Origin of the sequence: Acinetobacter sp. NBRC 100985 (assembly GCF_000241225.1) — a bacterium.
Classification (GTDB): domain Bacteria; phylum Pseudomonadota; class Gammaproteobacteria; order Pseudomonadales; family Moraxellaceae; genus Acinetobacter; species Acinetobacter venetianus.
The window spans coordinates 1-22,328 of the sequence record NZ_BAEB01000054.1 but is presented as its reverse complement, the minus strand read 5'-3'; the positions used below and the strand labels follow the sequence as shown (position 1 = coordinate 22,328).

The following is a 22,328-nucleotide window of genomic DNA, read 5'->3' as shown; positions in this document are numbered from 1 at the left end:
ATTTCTTTACATTCTAAATATAAAATATGAGTTAATTGAATAAAAATTATTCAATTACGCGAGGTACGAGGTATAAACCTGCTTCTGTAGCAGGGGCTACCGTCTGATATTCATCACGGTGATTGCTTTCAGTCACCACGTCTGCGCGTAAAGGCTGAGGGTTGTCAAATGGGCTCTTTAAAGGCTCAACATCATCGGTATTAATGCCTTTTAAGCTTTCCATCATGCCAAGGATTTTATTTAAACTTTCAGCATATTCAGCTGATTGCGCCTCGTTTAAAGATAAACGAGCAAGGTGTGCAATCGCTGAAACGGTCTGTGCATTTAAGTCCGTTGTCTGCTGAGCATCTGATGATGTAGACATAACTTTACCTAATTCAGTATCAAAAAATTGCAAAATATCGTGCGTTATAATAAGCGATTGACTTGTTCAAAGCATCACATTTCGTTAAAGTTGCCACCTTGCATCCATACAAAGTTTAATTGGGAACGTCCCCGTGATTCTAAAACGACTAATTGGCCTGTTTTCGCCGGATTTAGCCATTGATTTAGGTACTGCAAATACGCTTATTTATGCACCAGGCCGTGGCATTATATTAAATGAACCTACTGTTGTGGCGATTCGTCATAGTGGTTCGCAAAAAATTGTTGCTGCTGTAGGTCTTGATGCTAAACAAATGTTAGGTCGTACACCAGCGAATATCTCTGCAATTCGTCCGATGAAAGACGGTGTAATTGCTGATTTCGAAGTAACTGAGACCATGTTGAATCAGTTCATCGGCAAAGTACATGAAAAGCGTTTGTTCCCGCCAGCGCCGCGTGTTGTAGTTTGTGTACCATGTAAATCAACTTTGGTTGAGCGCCGTGCTATTCGTGAAGCCGTATTTAATGCTGGCGCACGCGATGTCCGCTTAATCGAAGAACCTATGGCTGCTGCGATTGGTGCTGGTATGCCAGTTGAACAAGCGTGTGGTTCGATGGTTGTTGATGTTGGTGGCGGTACCACTGAGATCGCGATTATTTCATTACAAGGTTGTGTATACGCTGATTCTTTACGTATCGGTGGTGATGTATTTGATGAGCAAATCATTAACTACGTTCGTAAAGCACACGGTTGTGTTATTGGGGAAACCACAGCTGAAGTGATCAAAAAAGAAGTAGGTATGGCTGTTAACGACGGTAAAACACTTGAAATCGAAGTGCGTGGTCGTAACTTGGCAGAAGGTGTACCTCGTGCAATTACTGTGACTTCTGACGAAATTACCCAAGCGATTGCTGACCCATTACAAAGCATCGTAAGCGCTGTTAAATCAGCACTTGAACAAACACCTCCTGAGCTTTCTTCAGATATCGCTGAGCGTGGTATCGTGTTGACAGGTGGTGGTGCATTACTTCGTAACTTGGATAAGTTACTCGCACAAGAAACTGGTTTACCAGTGATTGTTGCTGATGATCCTTTAACTTGTGTCACTCGTGGTGGCGGTAAAGTTTTAGAATTCTTTGACAACCCAAATCACGACATGCTTTTTGTTGGTTAAATCATAAGGACTAGGCGGTGCAACCGAATCTTTTTTCAAGACAACCGCCATCTTTTCGCTCATTTGTCATTGCGGTCATTACATGCTTGGTTGTGCTTTTCTTTGATTGGCGCATGCCTTATGTAGTCAAACCAGCAAGGGATGTGCTTTATGCAGCGTATAATCCAATTTATGCGCTTGCGAGCTATCCTGTACTGTCGCGAGAATGGCTCAACCAACAAACCAAATCAGAAGCTCAATTGCGCCGTGAAAACACCGCAATTCAAGCAGAGCTATTACAAGCACAAGTCCGTTTACAAAAGCTTTCTGAGCTTTCAGCTGAGAACAATCGCTTAAGAGGTTTATTAGATACGCCATTAATTATCGATGGTCGTATGCAAATTGCCGAAGTGATTGGAACGGATGCTGATCCATTACGCCATATCATTATTATTAACCGCGGTGCAGTTGATCACTTAAAAGTGGGGCAAACTGTACTGGACGATAAAGGGATTATGGGGCAACTGGTTGATGTTTACCCGCATAGTTCTCGTGTCATGCTCCTTTCGGACAAAGAACACTCTCTATCTGTACGGTTAGAACGAACTGGAATGCGCGCTATTGTTTCTGGAACAGGTGATCTAGGTCAGCTGAAGATGGATTATGTTGCAACCAGCGCCAACGTCAAAGTGGGCGATAAAGTTTATAGCTCAGGTCTAGGTGAACATTTTCCAGCTGGTTATTTAGTGGGTACAGTGTCTAAAGTGAGTCGCCATACTTCAGGTGAGTTTGCTGAAATTGATGTTAAACCTGCGGCACAACTTGCCAGTGGTCATCATGTCGTCGTGTTATTCTCAGAGTCTTTAGCGCAGGAGCAACCTTATGCCGATCGCTAAATTAAACTACGAGAAACGTAAAGATCCATTATTGATGATCATTATATCGATCATAGCAGGGTCTGTGCTGATGGTGTACCCAGTGTCATATGAGACAGCGGGTTGGCGGCCTTCTTTCATGTTAATGATCTTGTTGTTCTGGATACTTTACCAGCCTATTTGGTGTGGTGTCTGGTTTGCATTTGGTATGGGGATCTTTGTTGATCTACTTTTGGATGCACCATTAGGGTTAAATGCGCTGAGTTTTGTACTCATTACCTTTGCAACACGTTATTTTATTCGTGAACGACGGATTTTGACTTTTGGTAATTCTTGGGTGATTGCTGCATTGGCTGTCATTGCACACATTTTATTTTTATGGGTGAGTCAAACCATTGCCGGTACTCATTTTTCGATTGCGCGACATTGGCAACCCGTGATGAGCAGTGTGTTAGCATGGCCATTGGTTTATTATTGTTTACATAAATGGCGCATATAATTTTAGCTTCGAGTTCGCCTCGTCGCAAAGAACTCCTTAAACAATTAGGGCTGGTATTCGAAACCTTTAGTCCTGATGTAGATGAGTCTGTTTTAGTGGGTGAATCAGTTGAAATTTATGTTGAGCGTTTAGCGCGCCTTAAAGCTGAAACTGTGCTACAAAGTTATCCTGATGCTATTGTGATTGCAGCAGATACAAGTTTAAGCTTTGATGGCCAGATTATTGGGAAGCCTGAATCAAAACAACATGCTTTTGATATTTGGAGACAATTGTCAGGACAATGGCACGATGTTTTTTCAGGTGTTTGTGTTGCAACAACGACGGAAAGACGAAGCATTGTCGTTCAAACACAAGTACAGATGATGCAATTAAGCCCAATAGAAATGGAAAAGTATTGGGCAACAGGTGAGCCAGTCGGAAAGGCTGGTGCATATGCGATACAAGGAATAGCGGGGCAATTTATTCCTCAAATTCGGGGGAGCTACAGCAGTGTTGTTGGCTTGCCTTTGTATGAGACAGCACAGTTATTAGAAAGCGTTAAAGCATCAAGCTGACACTTTCGGGTATAAGAATTTTTATAAAGTTTTGAGTTTGTTATGGCAGAAGAGTTGCTGATTAACGTCACGCCGATGGAATGTCGTGTGGCTTTGATTGAAAATGGTACGGTCAATGAACTATTTGTTGAGCGGACTGTAAAACGTGGTTTAGTGGGAAATATTTACAAAGGTAAAGTTGTACGCGTACTGCCGGGTATGCAAGCTGCTTTTGTTGATATTGGTTTATCTCGGACAGCTTTTCTGCATATTAATGATATGGTGTGGCCACGTTCGCAGCCCACGCCGAATGTTTTTGAACTCCTGCATCCGGGGCAGACGCTCACTGTTCAAGTCATGAAAGACATGCTAGGAACGAAAGGGGCTCGGCTTAGTACAGATCTTTCAATTCCTTCTCGTTATCTTGTATTGATGCCTTATGGTAATCATATTGGTGTTTCTCAGCGTATTGAACAAGAAGAAGAACGTGATCGTCTCCGTGGCATCATTGAGCGTATTCAGTCTGAACATAATTTACCGGGCAGTGTCATTGTTCGTACTGCTGCTGAAGGTGTGGATGAAGCATCTATTGAACAAGATATGTGCTATCTCAGTAAGCTTTGGGAGTTTATTCAGCGTAAGCAAAAAGAAGTTGCAACACCTGAATTAATTTTTGAAGAATTGCCTTTACCTCAGCGTATAGTTCGTGATCTTGCGAGTAATGAAACTGCGAAAATTTATGTCGATTCACGTGAAATTCACGGAAAATTAAGCGAATTTGTGGATGAGTTTGTCCCAACAATACAAAATCGTTTAATCCATTATCCGGGTGAAAAACCACTTTTCGATTTATATAACGTCGAAGAAGATATTCAAAAAGCTTTACAAACACGAGTTGCGCTTAAGTCTGGTGGCTATCTAATGATAGATCAAACAGAGGCGATGACGACGATTGATGTCAATACTGGCTCTTACGTCGGCGGCCGTAGCTTAGAAGACACTGTATTTAAAACCAATATGGAAGCAACTCAAGTGATTGCGAGACAACTACGTCTACGTAACTTGGGTGGCATCATTATTATTGATTTTATCGACATGCAGGAAGCTGAGCATCGTGAAGAGGTGATGCGTCAGTTTGAAAAAATGCTTGAACGAGATCATGCAAAAACTAAAATCACTCAGGTTTCTGAGCTGGGTTTAGTGGAAATGACACGTAAAAGAACGCGTGAATCATTGGAACATTTGCTTTGTGAATCATGTCCGACCTGTCAAGGACGTGGTTATGTCAAAACAGCAGAGACAGTATGTTACGAGATATTTCGAGAAATCTTACGATATGCGCGCGCATTTGATTCCAAGGGTGGCTTTACTGTCGTTGCTCATCCAGCAGTGATTGATCGCCTATTAACAGCAGAAGCCCCAGCTGTCGCGGATTTAGAACATTTCATCAATCGTGTGATTAAATTCCAAGTGGAAAATCTGTATACGCAAGAGCAATACGATATCATTTTAAGCTAAAGTTGTAACAAGATTTCGCTTAAGCCTTGTTACAACTGAAATTTTACTTTCTATCACGAATTTTAAATACTAGATCTATAGAATTAGCCACAGACATCTTTTGAGTGTCTTAGCGAAAATATAATGAGGTATATAATTATGAATGTTAGTGAAAGATTAGTGAATCACGGTTTTAAACATGTGTTGGACAGTAACCCTGTGAATACATGTTATATGGTTGATAGCCAAGGTAAAGAAGTTCAAATTACCACTGCAATGATTCGCTCAGCATGTCATCAGCTCTTACAGCGTTGTCGTACAATTAAGAAGTAAGGGGCTAACGAAAGCCCCTTAATTTTTTCTCTATCAATTTGCTACTTTTTCTCGTGGCAATTCAGAGATAGCAAGTTCAAAACGTTGAATCTCCTCTTCCAAGTGTGTCAGTAAGTTTTGCATCTTTGGTAAAGCATTACGACATGCGATCAAACCTACTTCTAACTTGTCCAAATAACTAGTCATCGTGATATTCAATGCCTGACCGTCCATTACGATAGAGGCAGGATAGAGTGCATCTAGCTTCGCACCATTCCAGTACAGCGGTTCACGCGGGCCGGGAACATTTGAAATGACAAGGTTAAATGCTTGACGCTTAGGTAACATACCTGACGCAATATTCAATCCCGCTGGTCCATAGACAACTGCACTGTAGTTGAGAATTTCATTTGCAGTCATTCGGCTAAAACGTTGCTTCGAGTTTTGCACGCTACGACGAATAATCTCTAAACGTTCAATAGGATCTTCAATGTGAGTTGCTAGATTTGCCAGAATCATAGTAATACGGTTGCTGACATCAGAATCATCAGTACGTAATGAAGCAGGCACCATTGCAATTAACGGTTTTTTGGGCAGACTATCTTGATTGATAAGATATTCACGTAATGCGCCAGAGCAAACTGCTAATACAACGTCATTAAGTGTTACGCCAAGCGTTTTAGCGATTAGACGAAAACGTTCCAACTCAAAAGATTGTGCTGCAAAACGGCGAGATGAACTAACACGTTGATTTAAAATTGAAGGTGGTGCTTGGAAGGTAGAAACATAATCAGGGTTTTTACCAATTTCTTTGAAGATGGTCTGAGATAGCTCTTGCATGACTTTAGGCGCAACTTCAAGCTGAGACTTAATACCATCCATAATGCCTTTAATTTTGCTTACTGTTGGCGGCTTTGGTGCTTTTAAACGTTTGCCACGTTTTCCTTCTACACACCACAACGGTACAACGTGTTTTTCATTTGGATCTTTTGAGAGAGACTTTTCAATCAGGCGCATACCTGCAACGCCATCTACCATCGCATGATGGATTTTAAAATACATCGCAAAACGATTGCCTTCGATACCTTCAATGATATCGCAAGTCCACAATGGTTTTGCACGGTCAATTAGAGAGCTATGTTGTTGAGAAATATAGACTAATAATTCACGAATACGCCCTGGATTCGGTAATGCAATATGACGAAAATGATGATCGATATCAAACTCTTCGTCTTCTCCCCAAAATAGGCCGTTGAGTTGATTATTAAATGGAGGAACAGGAATACTTTTAGATTGGCGAATATCCTGAACGAGATCATGTACGAACGTTGATGATGCATTTTCTGGAATCTCGAATAAAAACAAGCCACCTACATGCATAGGTTGTTGCCTTTTCTCTAAAGACAGAAAAATAAAATCAATAGGGTGTAAAGGGCGCATAGCAGATATAGCCTCTCATTGCATTTTTTATAAGATATTTGTAGGGTCTGATGACGTTTCAACCATGCCTTGCGTTATAGGCTAAAACCACACAAATGAGGCATGAAATGCAGGCAATGGCGATTCCCTTGTCAAATTTCATAACGAAGTTTGGGGCAGTTTTAGCCATAACCCTATGGGACAGGGATATTTTTTGCCGCTACTGCGTTATGTCTTGCTCATTTAGAATGGTTAAATTTCGCAAAACATGCCTTGTATCGTCTAAAAATATCCTCTGTCGCAAGCATCTGTGAAATGTCAGCAGACCCTATAATTCTTATTAGAATTATTGAACCGTGCTTAGAAGTATATACGGTTTAGTCTGGTTAAAATATGGCTTTGTACACAGCAGTCAGGAAAAATAAAACCACTGATGTTTCAGTGGTTTTTAAATATTAAAGTAATAATCTATTATTTTTTAGGTTTCCAGCGTGCAATCCGCATTCCTTATGCGTCGCTTCTTCCCACCACCAGCGACCTTCACGCTCATGCTGGTTTGGTAGGACTGGACGTGTGCAAGGCTCACAGCCAATTGAAATAAAACCACGCTCATGCAAAGGGTTATATGGAATTTCCATCATGCGGATATAGCTCCATACATCTGCGCTACTCCAGTTTGCTAGCGGATTGTATTTGATTAGTTGCTTACCTTCACCTGAAAACCCTACATCAGCTTGTACGACTGGCACATCGCTACGCGTTGGGCTTTGGTCTTTACGTTGACCTGTAATCCAGCCATCAAGTGTTGCAAGTTTTTTGCGTAAAGGTTGTACTTTTCGAATACCACAACACTCTTGGTGACCATCTTCAAAGAAACTGAACAATCCTTTTTCATTTACAAATTTTTGAACGGCGGCAGACTCGGGGAAGCAAATTTCGATAGTAATGTTGTAGTGCTTACGAACTGTTTCGATAAATTGATAAGTTTCAGCATGTAACCGACCCGTATCTAAACTAAATACACGAAAAGGTTTACCGATACGCGATGCAATATCAATGAGTACAACATCTTCTGCACCAGAAAATGAAATTGCAATTTCACCTTCTTGATGGAGTGCGAGTTCTAAAATTTCTCGTGGTGATTTGTCTGCATATTCAGCAGCGAGTGCATCTACATGGTCAATAGTCGGAATAACAGTCATGGATGTTCCTGGCGATAGGCTTGGGCACAATTTTAAATCATTCTAAGCAAATCAGTTTGCTTGTTCTTGATTTTAATCTTGCAGAATAAAATGATTTTATTCAACAATAGCGCAAAAAATGAATAATCTTAGTGCTATGATACAGCAATTTTTAACCAACATTGGAAGCATTCATGGAAATCGTATGCCTAGATCTTGAAGGGGTGTTAGTTCCAGAAATCTGGATTAATTTTGCTAAAAAAACAGGGATTAAAGAACTTGAAGCGACCACACGTGATATTCCGGATTACGATGTGCTAATGACACAGCGCTTAAATATCTTGAAAGAGCATGGTTTAGGGTTAAACGATATTCAAGCGGTGATCGCTGATATGGGGCCATTTGAAGGTGCTAAAGAGTTTGTGAATTGGGTTCGCACTCATTTCCAGTTGATTATTCTTTCTGATACGTTTTATGAGTTTGCTCACCCATTGATGCAGCAATTAGGTCAGCCAACGATTTTCTGTCATAAGCTTGAGACAGATGAAAATGGCATGATTACAGCTTATAAACTACGTCAACCAGATCAAAAGCGTCAGGCAGTAAAAGCATTACATGGTTTAAATTTCCGTGTGATTGCAGCAGGTGATTCTTATAATGATACAACGATGCTTGGTGAAGCGGATCATGGTTTCCTGTTTGATGCACCAGATAATGTGATTGCAGAATTCCCGCAGTTTCCAGCATTGCATGGCTATGAAGCATTAAAACAAGCGATCCGCTCTGTTTCTCAGCGTAATATTCCAGAATAATGAATTTTCCCTAGCTTTCTCATAAGAGCATAAATGGGAAATTAAAAATAAAAGGCGCTTGTAGCGCCTTTTATTTTTAGATGAAAATTAGAATTTATATCCAATTTTCAAACCATAAGCGATAGCATCATTATTTTTGAATTCGGCAACATGCTCTGGTGTATTAAACTGAGATCCAGACTGTGCTTTCGCATCTCCTAGCCAAAAATATTTTACACCACCTGCAATAAAGTAGTTTGGCGCTGGGCTATATTGTATGCCAACACCAACATTCCAATAACCTTCTGTTGGACCAAGTGTTGTAACAGGGTTGCCAGCACCAGAATCCCAACCTACAGATACATTACCAGCCCAATGATCATTGACCTTACGACCTACACCAGCAGTGATTGAATATTGATCATCAGTATATGCTACAAGGTCAAAACCGTCTTTTTTCCCTGTTTTATTAACGATAGGAGGTAGAACAGAAGCGGCGCCAAACTTATAAGGACGAATTGCAAAGTCTTTCCAGTTCACCCAACGAACGTTTGCGAACGCAACAGTATTTTCCATGATTCCCGCTTGAAAATCGAGGTTAACCGATTGAGGTGTGGTGATTTCAGTTCTACCTTGAGCATTGTTAATTTGATTTAACATCGCATCAAAAACGGGACTGCCTGTAAAACCTGCAATTCCATGATTTTCATATGCATTCATTTCATGCTTGATTTTGGCACGGTAAGTTAAAGAGGTTTTTAGTGCAATTTCAGGAATTTGATAAGCAATGCCTGCTAACCAACCCACTGCTTCGTCCCGACCTGTTTTAAAGTCGTAGCCACTATAAGCACTATAGCTTTCACCACGTAATAATACTGTTGCATCAAGTGTTTGATAAACTGCACCTGCATATAGGTTCCAGTTTTGATTTGGTTGATAACCAAAAAGTAAGTTTAGGTTTTCAGTATCAACAGTTACAGAAGTTCCACCTTGAAAAGGCAACGGTCTGTTTTCAATAAAGTTACTTTGACCCGTGTATTGAGCATCTGCACCGTATGGTTGGTCGTAAATAAGGCCGATAGAAAAATGTTCTGTGGCTTGAATTTTTAAGGCTGCATTTGGTGAGTAATAGTGATTTGCCATATCACCTGTGTTGTTTTGAGAGATGTCTTTACCAGAAACATTTGGATCAAGTACGGTAATACCTGCTTCAAAATAGTTATTTGGCTGCAAGAATGCTGCAATTGATTGTCCTGAGCGATCCAGTGCTGCGGCAAACGTTGTCGTTGTTGGAACTAAGCTAAGTAGAAGAGCCGTTTGAATAGCATTCAGCTTCATTAATATGTTCTCTCAAATCACTTTGTAACAAGAATGGCGCGAAAAGTAACATAATTTTTATTCGCTTAAATATTTTACAAATGTCAATAAATGAACTGATGAAGTCACGAAAAATGCTTGAGTGATAGGTGTTTATATTGAACGTATGGGAAATTAAGGATGAACGGATATAAATATTCAGATTCTAATGCTATTCAAAAAATCTAAAGGTAATTAGGTACTTTGAACATAAAAAAAGACCATCAAATGATGGTCTTTTTTGGAAAGCTTTACTTAGAAGCGATAACCAAGTTTCAGACCGTATGCAATTGCATTATTGTCCTCAAAATTAGCTACATATTGATTGCTGCCTGCTTGAGCACCAGTTTGAGCTTTGGCATCACCTAACCAAAAGTACTTCACGCCACCAGCGATGAATGTTGCTGGAGTTGGGCTGTATTGAACACCTACACCAACGTTCCAATAACCTTCTGTAGGGCCGAGTGTTGTCACTGGGTTACCGGCACCTGAGTCCCAACCGACTGACACATTACCAGCCCATTGCTCATTCAACTTGCGGCCTACACCAGCATTTACAGACCATTGGTCATCAGAATATTCAACCAAGTTGAAACCATTTGGACGACCAATCAAGCCACCAACTTGTTTTGACAACACACCGAATTTGTACGGTTGAATTGAGAAATCTTTCCAATTTACCCAACGTACGTTTGCGAAAGCAACTGTGTTTGCCATGATGCCAGTTTGGAAATCAAGGTTTACAGATTGTGGTGTAGTGATTTTTGTTTTCTTATCTTGTGCAAGACCTGCTGCAAGTTGATTTGGATCTAAACCTAAACCAGCTAGTACTGCTGGTAGCGCAGGGAATGCTAATAATGAAAGATCTTCTTGAGCTTTAACGTCGTGATCAATTTCAGAACGGTACGTCAACGATGCTTTCAGTGCAATCTCTGGAATTTGATATGCAGCACCTGCTAACCAGCCTACACCAGTCGTTTCTTTGATTTTTGCATCATAACCGTTATAAACGCTATAGGCCTCACCGCGAAGACTTACATTACCTTTAATGGTCTGAATTGCTGGACCAGCGTAAAAGTTAAAGTTTTTAGTTGGTTGGTAACCAAAAACTAAAGATAGATTTTGAGTATCTACTTCTACTTGAGTGTTGTTTGAACCAGTGCTTGAACCTAAGTAGCTCTTAGCTGCATTTAAAGCGCCAGCTAATTGTTGGAATTGAGCACTTCCTTGAACTTGAGCTTTTGCTGCAGCAAGTGATTGTTCAGTTACTGGAATATTATTAGCTTCTAATGCTTGAATTGCGCGTTGTGTTACGATGCCATCAATAGATTTTGCTGACAAAACACCATCATTTGAGTTTGCAACAAAAACATTGTCTCCTGAATATTTTGCATCAGCACCAAAAGGTTGATCGTATAGTAAACCGAAAGAAATTTTATCAGTAAGTTGCAGTTTTAAAGCGGCGCTTGGGAACATATAGTCATCGCCCATATCGCCGATTTTGCGTTGAGTCGCTGTATCACCAGCCTCTTGACCTTCAACTGTAGGATCTAGAACCGAAAGACCAGCTTCAAAATAGTTACCTGGCTGAAAAAAAGCCGACATAGATTGACCTGAGCGGTCTAACGCTGCTGCAAAAACTCCAGTTGCAGGTAGCGTTGCTAAGATCATGGCAGTGCTAAGATGTTTTAATTTCATTTTAAATCTTTCCTTGAACTTCAAGATTTTTTAAGTGAAGAAGCTATGATTGGCTTGCCAAACTAATTATTAAATGTATTTGGCTATAACTTCATGTAACAAAAATACCATAATTAAAATAAGAGTAAATGTTCTAAATGAACTATTCAGTACGATTGATTACATGAAAATGATTAAAAAAAATGCTATAAATGTTTATATACATATGTGTTTTTATTGGTAAAATGATGAAAAATATAAAATATTAATTTAAGAAGTGATTCAATTTTTTTGGCTTTTTTGTAGAAAATAAATTTTTTAGGGTCAAAGATTTTTTGTAAAAAATGAGATTTTTTTCTCCATTGTTTGCCTAAAGTAATAAATAAGCATTTATGTCGTCCATCTTTTACTCTATTGAGTATATTTTATTAATGCATATTTTTAGAAGAAATATCAACGGATTTAAACAGCTTTAAATTTTATTCTTACAGATGGTTGATTTAATGAAGGATAGAGACTTTTTGTCTCTATCCTAATGTACCTATCTTATTTTAGATTTGGATCACCTTTTTTCAAGAAGAAACTCAATGCGAGTTTTTGTACCCATGTGCCGTATGGAGGGTAAAATAATTGTGTTGGGAAGAAACGGTGGCGAATAAATACTGTTTTTGCATGAGATAGCTCTTTAAAGCCTTCTTCTCCGTGGTAAGTGCCCATGCCTGAATTGCCAATTCCGCCAAATGGCGCATCGTGATTAACGACATGCCATCCCCAGTCATTGATTGTGACGCCACCTGAATGTGTTTGTTTTAAAATGTGATCACGTTCACCGCTGTCATGGGTAAAGCAATAAAGTGCCAATGGTCGTTCACCATTCTGAATATAAGCAATTGCATCATCTAGGTTGTCATATGCAACCACTGGAAGTACTGGACCGAATAATTCTTCTTTTAAAATTCGCATTTCAGGGGTGCAGTTGAGAACGATGTGCACAGGCATGCGACGTGCATCTTGTTCAATATCATATTTTCCACAAGGGATAACCACAGCACCTTTTTGTTCAGCGTCCTCAAGTATTTCAAGCAGACGCTTAAAATGTCGATCATTCACAATAGAAGTGTAGTTATTATTTGAATGGATATTTTGACCATACATCGCAGTGAAATTGGTTTTACATGCTTCTGCAAATTCACTCACTTTTTCTTTTGGAACAAGTGCATAATCAGGTGCTACGCAAATTTGACCACAGTTGGTCGCTTTGCCATGTAAGATTCGCTTAGCCGCATCTGCAAGTGGGTAGTTTCGACTTACAAGAGCAGGCGATTTACCGCCTAGTTCTAGTGTAACAGGTGTAAGATTTTCAGCGGCAGCACGCATTACCACGCGACCGACTGCGGGTGATCCTGTAAATACAATATGGTTAAAGGGTAAAGTGGTAAACAATGATGGATCAGTAATTTCTTCTCCAAAGACGGCAACTTCATCTTCTTTAAAGACTTCAGCAAGCATTCTTTTGATCACGGCATTGGTTGCAGGTGTGATTTCTGGAAGTTTAATCATCACTCTATTGCCTGCCGCAAGTGCAGCTACCAATGGCCCTAAAGCGAGATAAACAGGAAAATTCCAAGGCACGACAACGCCTACTACACCTTTTGGTTGATATTGAACGCGAAGGCGGTTAGATAAAAATAATAATTCAGTGCTGCGTTTGCTTGGACGCATCCATTTGCGCAAATGGCGAATAGCATGTTCAGCCTCCAAAACAGATCCAAGTAAATCGAGAAGTTTTGATTCATCAATTGACCGTGAGCTAAAATCGGTATTGATTGCTGCTGCGATGACATCTTGATAGCGAATAATTTGTTTTTTTAAATTAAAAAGTTTGCTTCTTCTTGAGTCCAGATCAGGGTAAGGCAGTACGTTGAAGGCGGCACGTTGCTGATTGAAGATAGTCTGTAAAGATTCACTTTCTGCTTTTTCAAATTCTGTGGAGTGTGGATAATTCATTTTTCATTCCTTCCATGCTTTCTGTAACTTGATTTTTCTTGAGTTAAGGATGAGATCACAATCAATTATGACATAAGGTCTAATCTAAGCAGAGTATGTCGAACAATTTTCTTAATAATATTGAAAAAATGTAAATAATTCAGGTGCTTTTTGAGTGTTTATTTAAATATGGGAATCCTGAATTATAAAAATATATGGATTTCATATTATGTTTGTTTTTTAGTCTTTATCTTGAGGTGATTTATTTTAATTATCTTGATAGCTATTTTCTAATGAATAATATTTTAAAAATTTAAGCAGATTTTAAAGTTTAATAAATAATAATCATTATATTTTTATATTTATTTTGCTAATTATATATATTGGCTTAAGTATTTAATTTTAGTTTTTGCTACAAAAATAAGCGATTTTTGCACCATAATATTGCATTTTTTTGATAAATATATGGCATTTTTTTTAGTGATTTTAGCTTGTATTTTATCTTTTGATCTAAGTTTATAGGTACTATATTCATATAAATCATTTGGTTGTCAGTGTTGTTGTGATTTCTTAAAATTGTTTCATTTTTCATGTGAATGGTTTTTGTGATTATTATAATTAAATTAAATGAATTAATTAATTTTAAATCGCATAGAATCTCGGCTGGGTTAGGAATTAACCAGTCTCAAAATATTATGCTAAGGATTGCTTAAAATGCTTACTTTTTTAGGTATTAGCATGATCATGTGCTTTATGTACTTGATTATGTCGAAACGTCTTAGTGCATTAGTTGCATTAATTTTAATCCCATTTTTATTTGCAATCATTGCTTGGGGATTAGGTTTTTATTTCGATAGTTTGAGCCATATTCAATTAGCTGAACTCGGAAATACCATGCTTGATGGTATTAAAAAACTTGCTCCGACTGGCGTCATGTTGCTGTTTGCAATTTTATATTTTGCATTAATGATTGATACAGGGTTGTTTGACCCGTCTGTAAGATGGATCTTAAAGAAAGTAAAAGGTGATCCACTTAAAATTACTCTAGGAACAGTCTTCCTTACTTTGCTTGTCTCTTTGGATGGTGATGGTTCTACAACCTACATGATTTGTGTAGCGGCGATGATGCCTTTATACAAACGAGTCGGGATGAATCCATTGATCATGACTTGTTTGATGTTGCTATGTAGTGGCGTGATGAATTTAACCCCTTGGGGAGGTCCAACAGCCCGTGCTGCAAGTGCATTACAAGTTGATGCAAGTGAAGTTTTTATCCCGATGATTCCCTCTATGGTGATGGCAGCTGCTTGGTTATTTTTCTTGGCATATTTATATGGCATGTATGAGCGTAAACGTTTAGGTGTAATTGAGCTTATTGATATTAGTCATGCTGATGATATTTCGATTTCTAAAGACCCAGAGGCTCAGCGTCCACATCTGCGTTGGTTTAACGGTATTTTAACTGTGGTATTGATGGCATCTTTGGTAAAAGGGATTTTACCGATGTCGATCTTATTCATGCTGGGTTTCTGTATTGCTTTAGTCGTGAACTATCCATGTGTGAATATGCAGAAGAAGCGTATCGCAATGCATGCGGATAGCGTATTAGCTGTTGTGGGTGTAATTTTCGCGGCAGGTGTATTCACTGGTATCTTGTCTGGCACAGGTATGGTTGAAGCCATGTCTAAAGGCTTCGTTGCTGTGATCCCACCAAGTATGGGACCTTATTTAGCACCCATCACTGGTCTATTGAGTATGCCTTTGACGTTCTTTATGTCTAATGATGCATTCTATTTTGGTGTGTTGCCAATTTTAGCAGAAGCCGCTTCTCATTATGGTATTCCTGCGGTTGAGATTGCGCGTGCATCAATTATTGGACAGCCAGTTCATTTGCTATCTCCTTTAGTACCTTCAACCTATTTGCTCTGCGGTCTTGCTGCAGTAGATATGGGCGATCATCAGAAATTTACATTGAAGTGGGCATTTATCACATGCTGTGTACTCATGGGTAGTGCATTAGTGTTCGGCGTTTTTCCATTTTATAGCATGTAAATCAAATTATTACGGTGCTTTTGCATAATTTAAGAATGTAAAAGTACCCGTATCTTTGTTCAATTTAATACACATATTTAATTTCTGCTTTAACCAGCAGGGAGTTTCTTTTTTTAATTTTTAGATGGTTAGGATGACTAAAATGAAGATGAAAATTGCATTGGCAACTATGTTAAGTATTGCGACAGCTTCTACCTTTGCGGCACCAAAGTTTTATGGAGAAATTGATGCAAGCTTGGATTATTTACCTGAAATAAATGCAAATTCAGCCAATCATGATGTTTGGAAGGTAAATAGTAATAGTTCTTATCTTGGAATTAAGGGGGAAGAAAAATTAACCGAACATTTAAGTGCAGTCTATTTAGCAGAATGGGCATTTTACGCGGATGGAGACAAAACAGATTGGTCGCAACGAAATCGTTTTATTGGTTTGAAAGATGAGCGATTCGGTACGATAAAGCTTGGTAAGCACAATACACCGTTAAAAGAATTATCAAGTCCTGTAGATGGCTTTAATAATTACATCAGTAATAAAGCCGATATTACCAGCATCATGGCGGGTGAAAATCGGGTCAATAATGTTGTGGTCTATGATTCACCAGAGTTTCACTTGAATGGTGGAAACTTAGAAGCAACAGTATTGCTAGCATCTGGTGAGAGCCAAGGTATAAAGGATGATGGGCATGGTGGTGTTAATGTTGCTGGCCGTGGTTTAGGTGATGCTTGGTCGGCTGCTTTAAGTTATACGCATCCGTTATTTTTGATTGGTTTGGGTTATGACAAAGCGATTCCAAGTGATTTCTTGGGAGATGGTTTACTGAATTCTAAGGATCGAGAAACACAGGTGGATGAGGTTTTTGCTGCTGCAAATACAGTTCGATTAATTGGTCGTTTGAAGCCGATGCAAGGCTTAACTTTAAAAGCATTATTTCAAAATTCAAAAGTTGCGGACAAGCAGGGGAATGATCAAGGCGCAGCAAATATTGATGATTCACAAGGTTGGTTAATTGGTGCAGAGTATAAACTTGCTCAGCATGCGAAATGGACTGTTAAAGCCCAATATAGTCAGAACTCGACGAGCTTTAAAAATAACGATGCCGATTATGATGCGAAGCAGTTAATGGTTGGTACGGATTACGCATTTAACAAACAAGTGAAGCTATATGGATATGCTGGTTATTCAACCTTTGAACAAGCAAATGCTAAAGATAAGCAGCCTGTTGTTGGTAGTGGGTTAGAATTTAAGTTTTAAGCGCACAGTTGTTTATCTCCGTAAATAGAGGAAATATGCTCTATTTACGGAAAGATTTTGTAATTTTTTCAATGTTTAATATAAATTTTGGTGTAAGAAAATAATAGGAAAATTAATATATTATAAATTCATAAAGTTTTAATCTTTCTTACCTAGATTGTTAGCAATGAACTCGTCCTAGGGAAAAGGGATAAAGCTGATGAGCTTTGAAGATTTAAATATTTATTTATTCCATAGCGTTAACTCCTTTGCAACACACTCATTAGCTTTTGATAAAGTAATGATATTCCTCGCAAATGACCTGAATACTGTTTTTATTAGTTTTCTGGTGTTTCTATTGGTTATTCAATGGAAAACGTATCGCTTATTGTTTGCTAAAACCTTATTTATCGTTTTGTTATCAATTGCTTTTAGTGATCTGATTGAGATGTTCTATCACCATCCACGTCCGTTCCAGTTAGATTTGGGACATAAGCTTATTGGTCATGGGCTAAGCTCATCTTTTCCTAGTCAACATACCCTCACAATTGCCGTTATTGCATTTACTTATCTGATGGCTGGTTATAGAGCGATTGGTATTGTGGGGTTACTCGTTGGTGTGATTGTTGGCTTGGCTAGGGTTTATGTTGGCGTGCATTTTCCTTTCGATGTCATTGGATCTTTTGTGATAGGTTTCTTACTGGTTGTATCGACCAATTATGTCATCAAAGGCTTATTGCTTAGACGACGTAAAATCAATTTGGCTGTTGAATAAGACTTTTTATTATTCGATCAATCAAATCTTTAGAAATCTAGTTCTGCTATTTTTTCAGGGGAAATCCTATAGTCCAGAATCGTCTGGATTAGATTGTTTGGAGTTAATACTCTAAAATATATTGACAGTATGCGTGTTTAGACTATAAATTATTTTTAGTTCTAATTTGGAACTAAGTGTGATTCTCTTTAGCAATTTTTATGGTTTATGTGATTGCTAATAATACGAAATATGAGACCTCATTCGACAGTATGCTACGACGGGATCATATTTGCTTGCAAAAGTCTTATCAGTAAGGAACGCCATGATGTCAAAACAAGTGAATACGATTACTGTGCGTCAAACGCAATTCAAACCTGAAAACATTAATGCGCATTATACTGAATCAACTTTGATGTCACATTTTCTCACAGCATTATCGATGAGCTTTCCACAAGGTGAGCGATTTTTTGTAGAAACTGTTCGAAATGTACGTGATCAAGTGAGTGATGAACAACTGCAAAAAGACATTTCAGGCTTTATTGGTCAAGAGGCGCATCATGCACGTGCCCATGAGCAATTCAATCAACTGGTACAAAATAGCGAATATCATCTAAAAAAATTTGAAAAAGCGTATGAGCAGGAAATGATTCGTTTACGAGGGTTGAGCCAGCGTCGCCAATTGGCTGCAACTGTTGCATTAGAACATTTTACTGCGATGATGGCGGGGTATATGCTTAAGTATCCTGATGTTATGTTCAAAGGTTTATCTGAAAATATGAAAAATCTTTGGCTTTGGCATGCTGTTGAAGAAATTGAACATAAACATGTGGCATTTGATGTATATCAACAGGTTTTTGATAATCTAGCCCAGCGCCGTCGAAGCATGAGAACCATTACCTTAGGGTTTATCAGTAGTACTGTAACTATGACAAGTCATCTAGTATGGCAAGATCGTCGAAATACACTGTATCAGCCAAAACAAATTTTAAAGAATGCGAAAACGCTAGTCGGTCTAACACAAATGATGTGGCGTTTATTACCTGATTATTTGGCATTTTATAAAGTTAGTTTCCATCCCTCGGAGATTGATCAACAGGACTTGTTGAGTAAAGCAAGAGAATTGTTGGTGAATTAATTTACTAAAACTACATTCAAAAACGAGTTTATTCACTTTGTTGTTTGATGCTTTGAAGACATCAATACTAAGTCGGTTCTAAGAAGGAGTTAGGAGGCAATTACTCTTTTATCCTTTGAATGATTCAAGAGGATAAGTATTGAATGGTTCGTTAATTGCTTTTTGATTGTTTGAGTCAATAATAATTTACACGATAAAATGGTGCGCTCAGCGGGACTCGAACTATAATTTTATTTATTTGAATTATTTGATAATTATTTATGCGGTAATGGTCTGTTACCGCATTATTTACCGTAAAAATAATATGATCATCCACTAGTCTTTTCTCGGAGCCTTAATTTGGTAAATAATTATTAGCTTGATTTAAATCATTATAACAAAAAATAATTTTTAAATGGACTGGTTATCTTTGGAGTAACTAATGCTTAAAGATGAATTGAACTTTTCTTCGATTTGTTTCAAAAGTCAAACTGAAAACTAATTATAAGCCTAATTCCCGCATTCCTTGATCTGTCAATCCAAACTTTCTTTAGTTCAGTGCTATTGTCTTTTTGCTGAATTTTAAACTCAAGGAAAAACTAGACATAAGTGTAATTAGTAAGAATAAAATATATATTTTTTGAGATGATATGATGTGATTAATAGGATTCTAATTCATTGTTTTTATTTTTAATAATTGTATATTCAATAGTTTATTGTTATTTTTTCTGAATTTAATATGTATATCAATAAAATGGATGTGTTTAAGCTATTCAGACTGCGGACCCATCACTCATATGCAGAATTGTCACAAGAAGAGCAGGATAGAACGACCTTTTTTAAGGAGTCTGTTGAGGTCTTGGAAAATTACTCCAAATTCATAGAGGATGTTTTAGGTGAAAAAAGTTCGGTATTAAAAGAATTCGAACTGAATCATAGAAATGAGGATGGTGATTTTGGTAAGGATGCTTATCAATATTTTGATCAGCTTAAGATCTTGCCAATGTTCATTCCAAGATTGGGTTATAAGTTAGGTCAGGATATTCTTCCCTCTGGGCTATTTGAGTTTTTAGTAAAAATAAAAGGTAGTGAAAGCTCGTATTTTTTGGATAAATCGCCTAAGCAAAATTTCTCTCCTAGACAAATAAGAAAACTAATTAATTGGATTAAGGGGAGTAAAAGAAGCATTTCTTGGAATGGAGTTGCTGATGATAAAATATGTGTAAGTGAGTTATATAGGCTATGTAGTTGCTTTGATGAAATCATTGCATATCATCAAAATATAAGAATTTTATGTCTAGATATTCGACTTAAAAACAATCATACAGATAATTACGAAAACTTTGATGAAGATTTTAGACGTATTAATTGGGGGTATACGGGTAAAATTCATCATTATTTGAATGACTTCCCTGATTTTTTACATGGGTTTTTTAAATATGAAAATGATCATCAGCATGGTTTGAATTTACATTGCATCTTATTCTTTGATGGGAAAGGAAAGCTAAGCACAAAGGCTAAAATCGAGCAACTAAAAGAAAAAATTATACAAGATAAGTTTGAAACAGGCGTAGAGATTAGCGACTGGTTAGCAGAATCCAAGAAAATCACTAAGCAGGATTTCTCAAAAATTTCATCCCATCAACAAGAACTTATCCAGCAGTTCAAAACTTGGATTTTGGGTTACTATGCTTATATCGATAGAATTATAAAGCTGGACTATAAAGATAGCCAAAATGAATCTTTGTCAATCAATGGTATCTTTTGGAAGCAAGATCGGTCTGAGCATCTTGATCCTCATGAAGCATATCGTCAGCACATTGAATTTTGGCAAAAACTTATTGAAGGTAAGAATCCTCAGAAAATCTGGCAGTATCAAAATCTTAGTCGGGATGCAATTGAACGAATAAAAGTTACCGAAATTGTTTATAAGGAATACGCAAAATCGGATACAAGATTTACAGACTTGGCTGAGGTTGGGTTACGCCTAGAGATTTTTATTGAAAACTTATTGGTTTCTAATGGAGGTCTTTTTGATTTTCCACGTCAATGGAATGAGTTTAATCCGTTAACTACGGATGAGCTGACTTATTCGATCACTAGATCCTGCCAACAATATTTCAGTCTACTTGATGAGCAAGAAAAAATTAAGAGATTATTCGACTACTCATCTGATGGTATGGCGAGCCTATTCCTTACAAGTACTGCGATACAAATCAGATCATTTTTTTCAAAAATACAAGATGGTGGTAAGTTTAATTTAGATTTACAAAAAATCGATGAGTTAAATATTAAAAGTCTAGCATTGAAAAAAAGATATCAAGTGCAAACTTTTCATGATGGTAGGCTTCAGATACGGACCAATCAAGTTTCTCAAAATTTTAATAAAGTTGAGGCAAATATTGTTCAGCACAAAGTCTGTGCGAGACGTTATGTAACAGCAACTGATTATATCGATCATCTGTTTACGCAAGATCTAGTGGTGTATAGGGTGCAATTTAGATTGGAAAAATACAGGAGTGGCTTACTTCAAGAGGAGTTTTCCAAGCTTTTTACCAGTTTTGTACGTTTTGCTAAACGATCCAAGCCGCTTTCGATGGGCGTAGGATATTTAGGAAGCTGGAATATCGGTTATGAAAATAGGATATTTGCTGATGTATTATTTTTCTTTCCCAGAACAAAAATTAAGCAATCCGATAAAATAGGGGAATCTATAGTAGAGTATTGGGATAGATTTCTTTATAAACACATACAAACTAAAATTAATTGTGAGCCTCAAGATATTATCAATAGTTCGAAGTCGATTGAGATATTTTTATCTCAACCAGAATTTAATTCAAAATTCGTAATATTTGATGCTAAGAACAGAAAAAAGCAAAACCTGTTCAAACAAACAGTCATCAAATATTTAGCCTACAATGAGATTTTCCAACCAAGACCAGTAGTCCCTATTAGGAAGGTATTAATCAAGGGGTCAAAGGTAAATATTGAAAAAAGTGCTAAAAACTAACTTTAGCTTATCCTGATTCAGTATTTTCATTGGGTAAAGGTAAGGTCAGCATCTCAAACTATTGTCGAATGGTTCATCACTCTTAGCAGGTTATTAAAGTTATTATATACTTATCAATATCTTAAATGATTATTTGCTCATAAATATGCGACATAATTAATAAATTACAGATCAGTCAGTGATATGAATCCTAACATGATGAGTATCACGACATGAATTTGACTACAGTTATTTGGAATGAATCCAGTGTTTGTACTGCGATTGAAGACTTTGTTTACGATGTCTGTTTTGAACAGATGGGTGAACAACAATTCAAACAAACACTCAGTACATTATATGAAGCCTTTCAGTACTTCTATTCAGCACAGATTCACTACACGAAATCCATCCAATATTTTATTCAGTGTAAGTATTGGATTGATCATTTTCTAAATGGTCAATCTGCAACACATATCTTGAATTTTAATATTCAACAGGTTCAAACCCTATACTCTGTACTTGGCCGATATCGAAATGATTAT

At 37.6% G+C, this 22,328-nt stretch carries 18 protein-coding genes and 1 pseudogene; 13 read left to right on the top strand and 6 right to left on the bottom strand.

Going from position 1 to position 22,328, the window contains the following annotated elements:
• Window positions 1-46: 46 nt before the first annotated feature.
• The gene (gatC, locus tag ACT4_RS15815; RefSeq protein WP_007483940.1) at window positions 47-364 is read right to left on the bottom strand and encodes an Asp-tRNA(Asn)/Glu-tRNA(Gln) amidotransferase subunit GatC; all 318 of its coding nucleotides are present in this window, start codon (window positions 362-364) and stop codon (window positions 47-49) included.
• A 133-nt stretch (window positions 365-497) separates the two neighbouring features.
• Between gatC and ACT4_RS15810 the strand changes: the two genes are divergently transcribed.
• The 6 genes from ACT4_RS15810 to ACT4_RS17155 all read left to right on the top strand — a co-directional run bounded on the left by ACT4_RS15810 (window position 498) and on the right by ACT4_RS17155 (window position 5,254).
• Window positions 498-1,538 (top strand): rod shape-determining protein, encoded by a 1,041-nt coding sequence (locus ACT4_RS15810; RefSeq protein WP_004877105.1) that lies wholly within the window; start codon window positions 498-500, stop codon window positions 1,536-1,538.
• A 17-nt stretch (window positions 1,539-1,555) separates the two neighbouring features.
• The gene (gene mreC / locus ACT4_RS15805) at window positions 1,556-2,413 is read left to right on the top strand and encodes a rod shape-determining protein MreC (RefSeq protein WP_007483937.1); all 858 of its coding nucleotides are present in this window, start codon (window positions 1,556-1,558) and stop codon (window positions 2,411-2,413) included.
• Window positions 2,400-2,891, top strand: coding sequence for a rod shape-determining protein MreD (gene mreD / locus ACT4_RS15800; protein ID WP_004877100.1), 492 nt, complete (start codon window positions 2,400-2,402; stop codon window positions 2,889-2,891). Before mreC ends, mreD begins: the two co-directional genes overlap by 14 nt.
• Window positions 2,879-3,445 (top strand): Maf-like protein, encoded by a 567-nt coding sequence (locus ACT4_RS15795; RefSeq protein ID WP_007483935.1) that lies wholly within the window; start codon window positions 2,879-2,881, stop codon window positions 3,443-3,445. The genes mreD and ACT4_RS15795 overlap by 13 nt, the downstream gene beginning before the upstream one ends.
• Before the next feature lie 42 nt (window positions 3,446-3,487).
• A complete protein-coding gene (gene rng, locus ACT4_RS15790) occupies window positions 3,488-4,942 on the top strand; it encodes a ribonuclease G (RefSeq protein WP_004877097.1) in 1,455 nt (484 codons plus the stop codon).
• 138 nt (window positions 4,943-5,080) lie between these two features.
• Window positions 5,081-5,254, top strand: a complete 174-nt coding sequence (locus tag ACT4_RS17155; protein WP_004775299.1) for a PA1571 family protein — start codon at window positions 5,081-5,083, stop codon at window positions 5,252-5,254.
• Window positions 5,255-5,287: 33 nt separating this feature from the next.
• Here ACT4_RS17155 and ACT4_RS15785 read toward each other — a convergent pair whose 3' ends face one another.
• Both ACT4_RS15785 and ACT4_RS15780 read right to left on the bottom strand, forming a co-directional pair.
• Window positions 5,288-6,673: a wax ester/triacylglycerol synthase family O-acyltransferase gene (locus tag ACT4_RS15785; protein WP_004877095.1), complete on the bottom strand. Its 1,386-nt coding sequence runs from the start codon at window positions 6,671-6,673 to the stop codon at window positions 5,288-5,290.
• 434 nt (window positions 6,674-7,107) lie between these two features.
• Window positions 7,108-7,854, bottom strand: coding sequence for a phosphoadenylyl-sulfate reductase (locus tag ACT4_RS15780; RefSeq protein WP_007483927.1), 747 nt, complete (start codon window positions 7,852-7,854; stop codon window positions 7,108-7,110).
• Between the two features lie 173 nt (window positions 7,855-8,027).
• Here ACT4_RS15780 and thrH point away from each other — a divergent pair, with 173 nt between their 5' ends.
• Complete coding sequence (gene thrH, locus ACT4_RS15775; protein WP_007483924.1) at window positions 8,028-8,645, top strand: bifunctional phosphoserine phosphatase/homoserine phosphotransferase ThrH; 618 nt, start codon at window positions 8,028-8,030, stop codon at window positions 8,643-8,645.
• Window positions 8,646-8,732: 87 nt separating this feature from the next.
• On the opposite strand, the gene ACT4_RS15770 is transcribed toward thrH, so the two are convergent.
• From ACT4_RS15770 to ACT4_RS15760, 3 genes are all read right to left on the bottom strand, one after another.
• A complete protein-coding gene (locus ACT4_RS15770) occupies window positions 8,733-9,962 on the bottom strand; it encodes an OmpP1/FadL family transporter (protein WP_007483922.1) in 1,230 nt (409 codons plus the stop codon).
• A gap of 273 nt (window positions 9,963-10,235) precedes the next feature.
• A complete protein-coding gene (locus ACT4_RS15765) occupies window positions 10,236-11,678 on the bottom strand; it encodes an OmpP1/FadL family transporter (RefSeq protein WP_004877086.1) in 1,443 nt (480 codons plus the stop codon).
• Window positions 11,679-12,203: 525 nt separating this feature from the next.
• Window positions 12,204-13,664, bottom strand: coding sequence for a coniferyl aldehyde dehydrogenase (locus ACT4_RS15760; protein ID WP_007483918.1), 1,461 nt, complete (start codon window positions 13,662-13,664; stop codon window positions 12,204-12,206).
• 693 nt (window positions 13,665-14,357) lie between these two features.
• Here ACT4_RS15760 and ACT4_RS15755 point away from each other — a divergent pair.
• From ACT4_RS15755 to ACT4_RS15730, 6 genes and pseudogenes are all read left to right on the top strand, one after another.
• Window positions 14,358-15,695, top strand: a complete 1,338-nt coding sequence (locus ACT4_RS15755) for a CitMHS family transporter (protein WP_007483916.1) — start codon at window positions 14,358-14,360, stop codon at window positions 15,693-15,695.
• A gap of 142 nt (window positions 15,696-15,837) precedes the next feature.
• The gene (locus tag ACT4_RS15750; protein WP_007483914.1) at window positions 15,838-16,947 is read left to right on the top strand and encodes a porin; all 1,110 of its coding nucleotides are present in this window, start codon (window positions 15,838-15,840) and stop codon (window positions 16,945-16,947) included.
• A gap of 199 nt (window positions 16,948-17,146) precedes the next feature.
• Window positions 17,147-17,701: a phosphatase PAP2 family protein gene (locus ACT4_RS15745; RefSeq protein WP_007483912.1), complete on the top strand. Its 555-nt coding sequence runs from the start codon at window positions 17,147-17,149 to the stop codon at window positions 17,699-17,701.
• Between the two features lie 307 nt (window positions 17,702-18,008).
• Entirely contained in the window at window positions 18,009-18,818 is an 810-nt protein-coding gene (locus ACT4_RS15740) for a metal-dependent hydrolase (RefSeq protein WP_007483910.1), read from the top strand.
• A 718-nt stretch (window positions 18,819-19,536) separates the two neighbouring features.
• Window positions 19,537-21,807 (top strand): hypothetical protein, encoded by a 2,271-nt coding sequence (locus ACT4_RS15735; protein ID WP_004963774.1) that lies wholly within the window; start codon window positions 19,537-19,539, stop codon window positions 21,805-21,807.
• Window positions 21,808-22,019: 212 nt separating this feature from the next.
• Window positions 22,020-22,328: pseudogene (locus ACT4_RS15730) on the top strand (hypothetical protein); the annotation flags it as partial.

Bases quoted from the DNA above. Each gene is read 5' to 3' on its own strand.
- gatC (WP_007483940.1), bottom strand. From the start codon at position 364: ATGTCTACATCATCAGATGCTCAGCAGACAACGGACTTAAATGCACAG.
- mreD (WP_004877100.1), top strand. From the start codon at position 2,400: ATGCCGATCGCTAAATTAAACTACGAGAAACGTAAAGATCCATTATTG.
- ACT4_RS15795 (WP_007483935.1), top strand. From the start codon at position 2,879: ATGGCGCATATAATTTTAGCTTCGAGTTCGCCTCGTCGCAAAGAACTC.
- rng (WP_004877097.1), top strand. From the start codon at position 3,488: ATGGCAGAAGAGTTGCTGATTAACGTCACGCCGATGGAATGTCGTGTG.
- ACT4_RS17155 (WP_004775299.1), top strand. From the start codon at position 5,081: ATGAATGTTAGTGAAAGATTAGTGAATCACGGTTTTAAACATGTGTTG.
- ACT4_RS15785 (WP_004877095.1), bottom strand. From the start codon at position 6,673: ATGCGCCCTTTACACCCTATTGATTTTATTTTTCTGTCTTTAGAGAAA.
- ACT4_RS15780 (WP_007483927.1), bottom strand. From the start codon at position 7,854: ATGACTGTTATTCCGACTATTGACCATGTAGATGCACTCGCTGCTGAA.
- thrH (WP_007483924.1), top strand. From the start codon at position 8,028: ATGGAAATCGTATGCCTAGATCTTGAAGGGGTGTTAGTTCCAGAAATC.
- ACT4_RS15770 (WP_007483922.1), bottom strand. From the start codon at position 9,962: ATGAAGCTGAATGCTATTCAAACGGCTCTTCTACTTAGCTTAGTTCCA.
- ACT4_RS15765 (WP_004877086.1), bottom strand. From the start codon at position 11,678: ATGAAATTAAAACATCTTAGCACTGCCATGATCTTAGCAACGCTACCT.
- ACT4_RS15760 (WP_007483918.1), bottom strand. From the start codon at position 13,664: ATGAATTATCCACACTCCACAGAATTTGAAAAAGCAGAAAGTGAATCT.
- ACT4_RS15755 (WP_007483916.1), top strand. From the start codon at position 14,358: ATGCTTACTTTTTTAGGTATTAGCATGATCATGTGCTTTATGTACTTG.
- ACT4_RS15750 (WP_007483914.1), top strand. From the start codon at position 15,838: ATGAAGATGAAAATTGCATTGGCAACTATGTTAAGTATTGCGACAGCT.
- ACT4_RS15745 (WP_007483912.1), top strand. From the start codon at position 17,147: ATGAGCTTTGAAGATTTAAATATTTATTTATTCCATAGCGTTAACTCC.
- ACT4_RS15740 (WP_007483910.1), top strand. From the start codon at position 18,009: ATGTCAAAACAAGTGAATACGATTACTGTGCGTCAAACGCAATTCAAA.
- ACT4_RS15735 (WP_004963774.1), top strand. From the start codon at position 19,537: ATGTATATCAATAAAATGGATGTGTTTAAGCTATTCAGACTGCGGACC.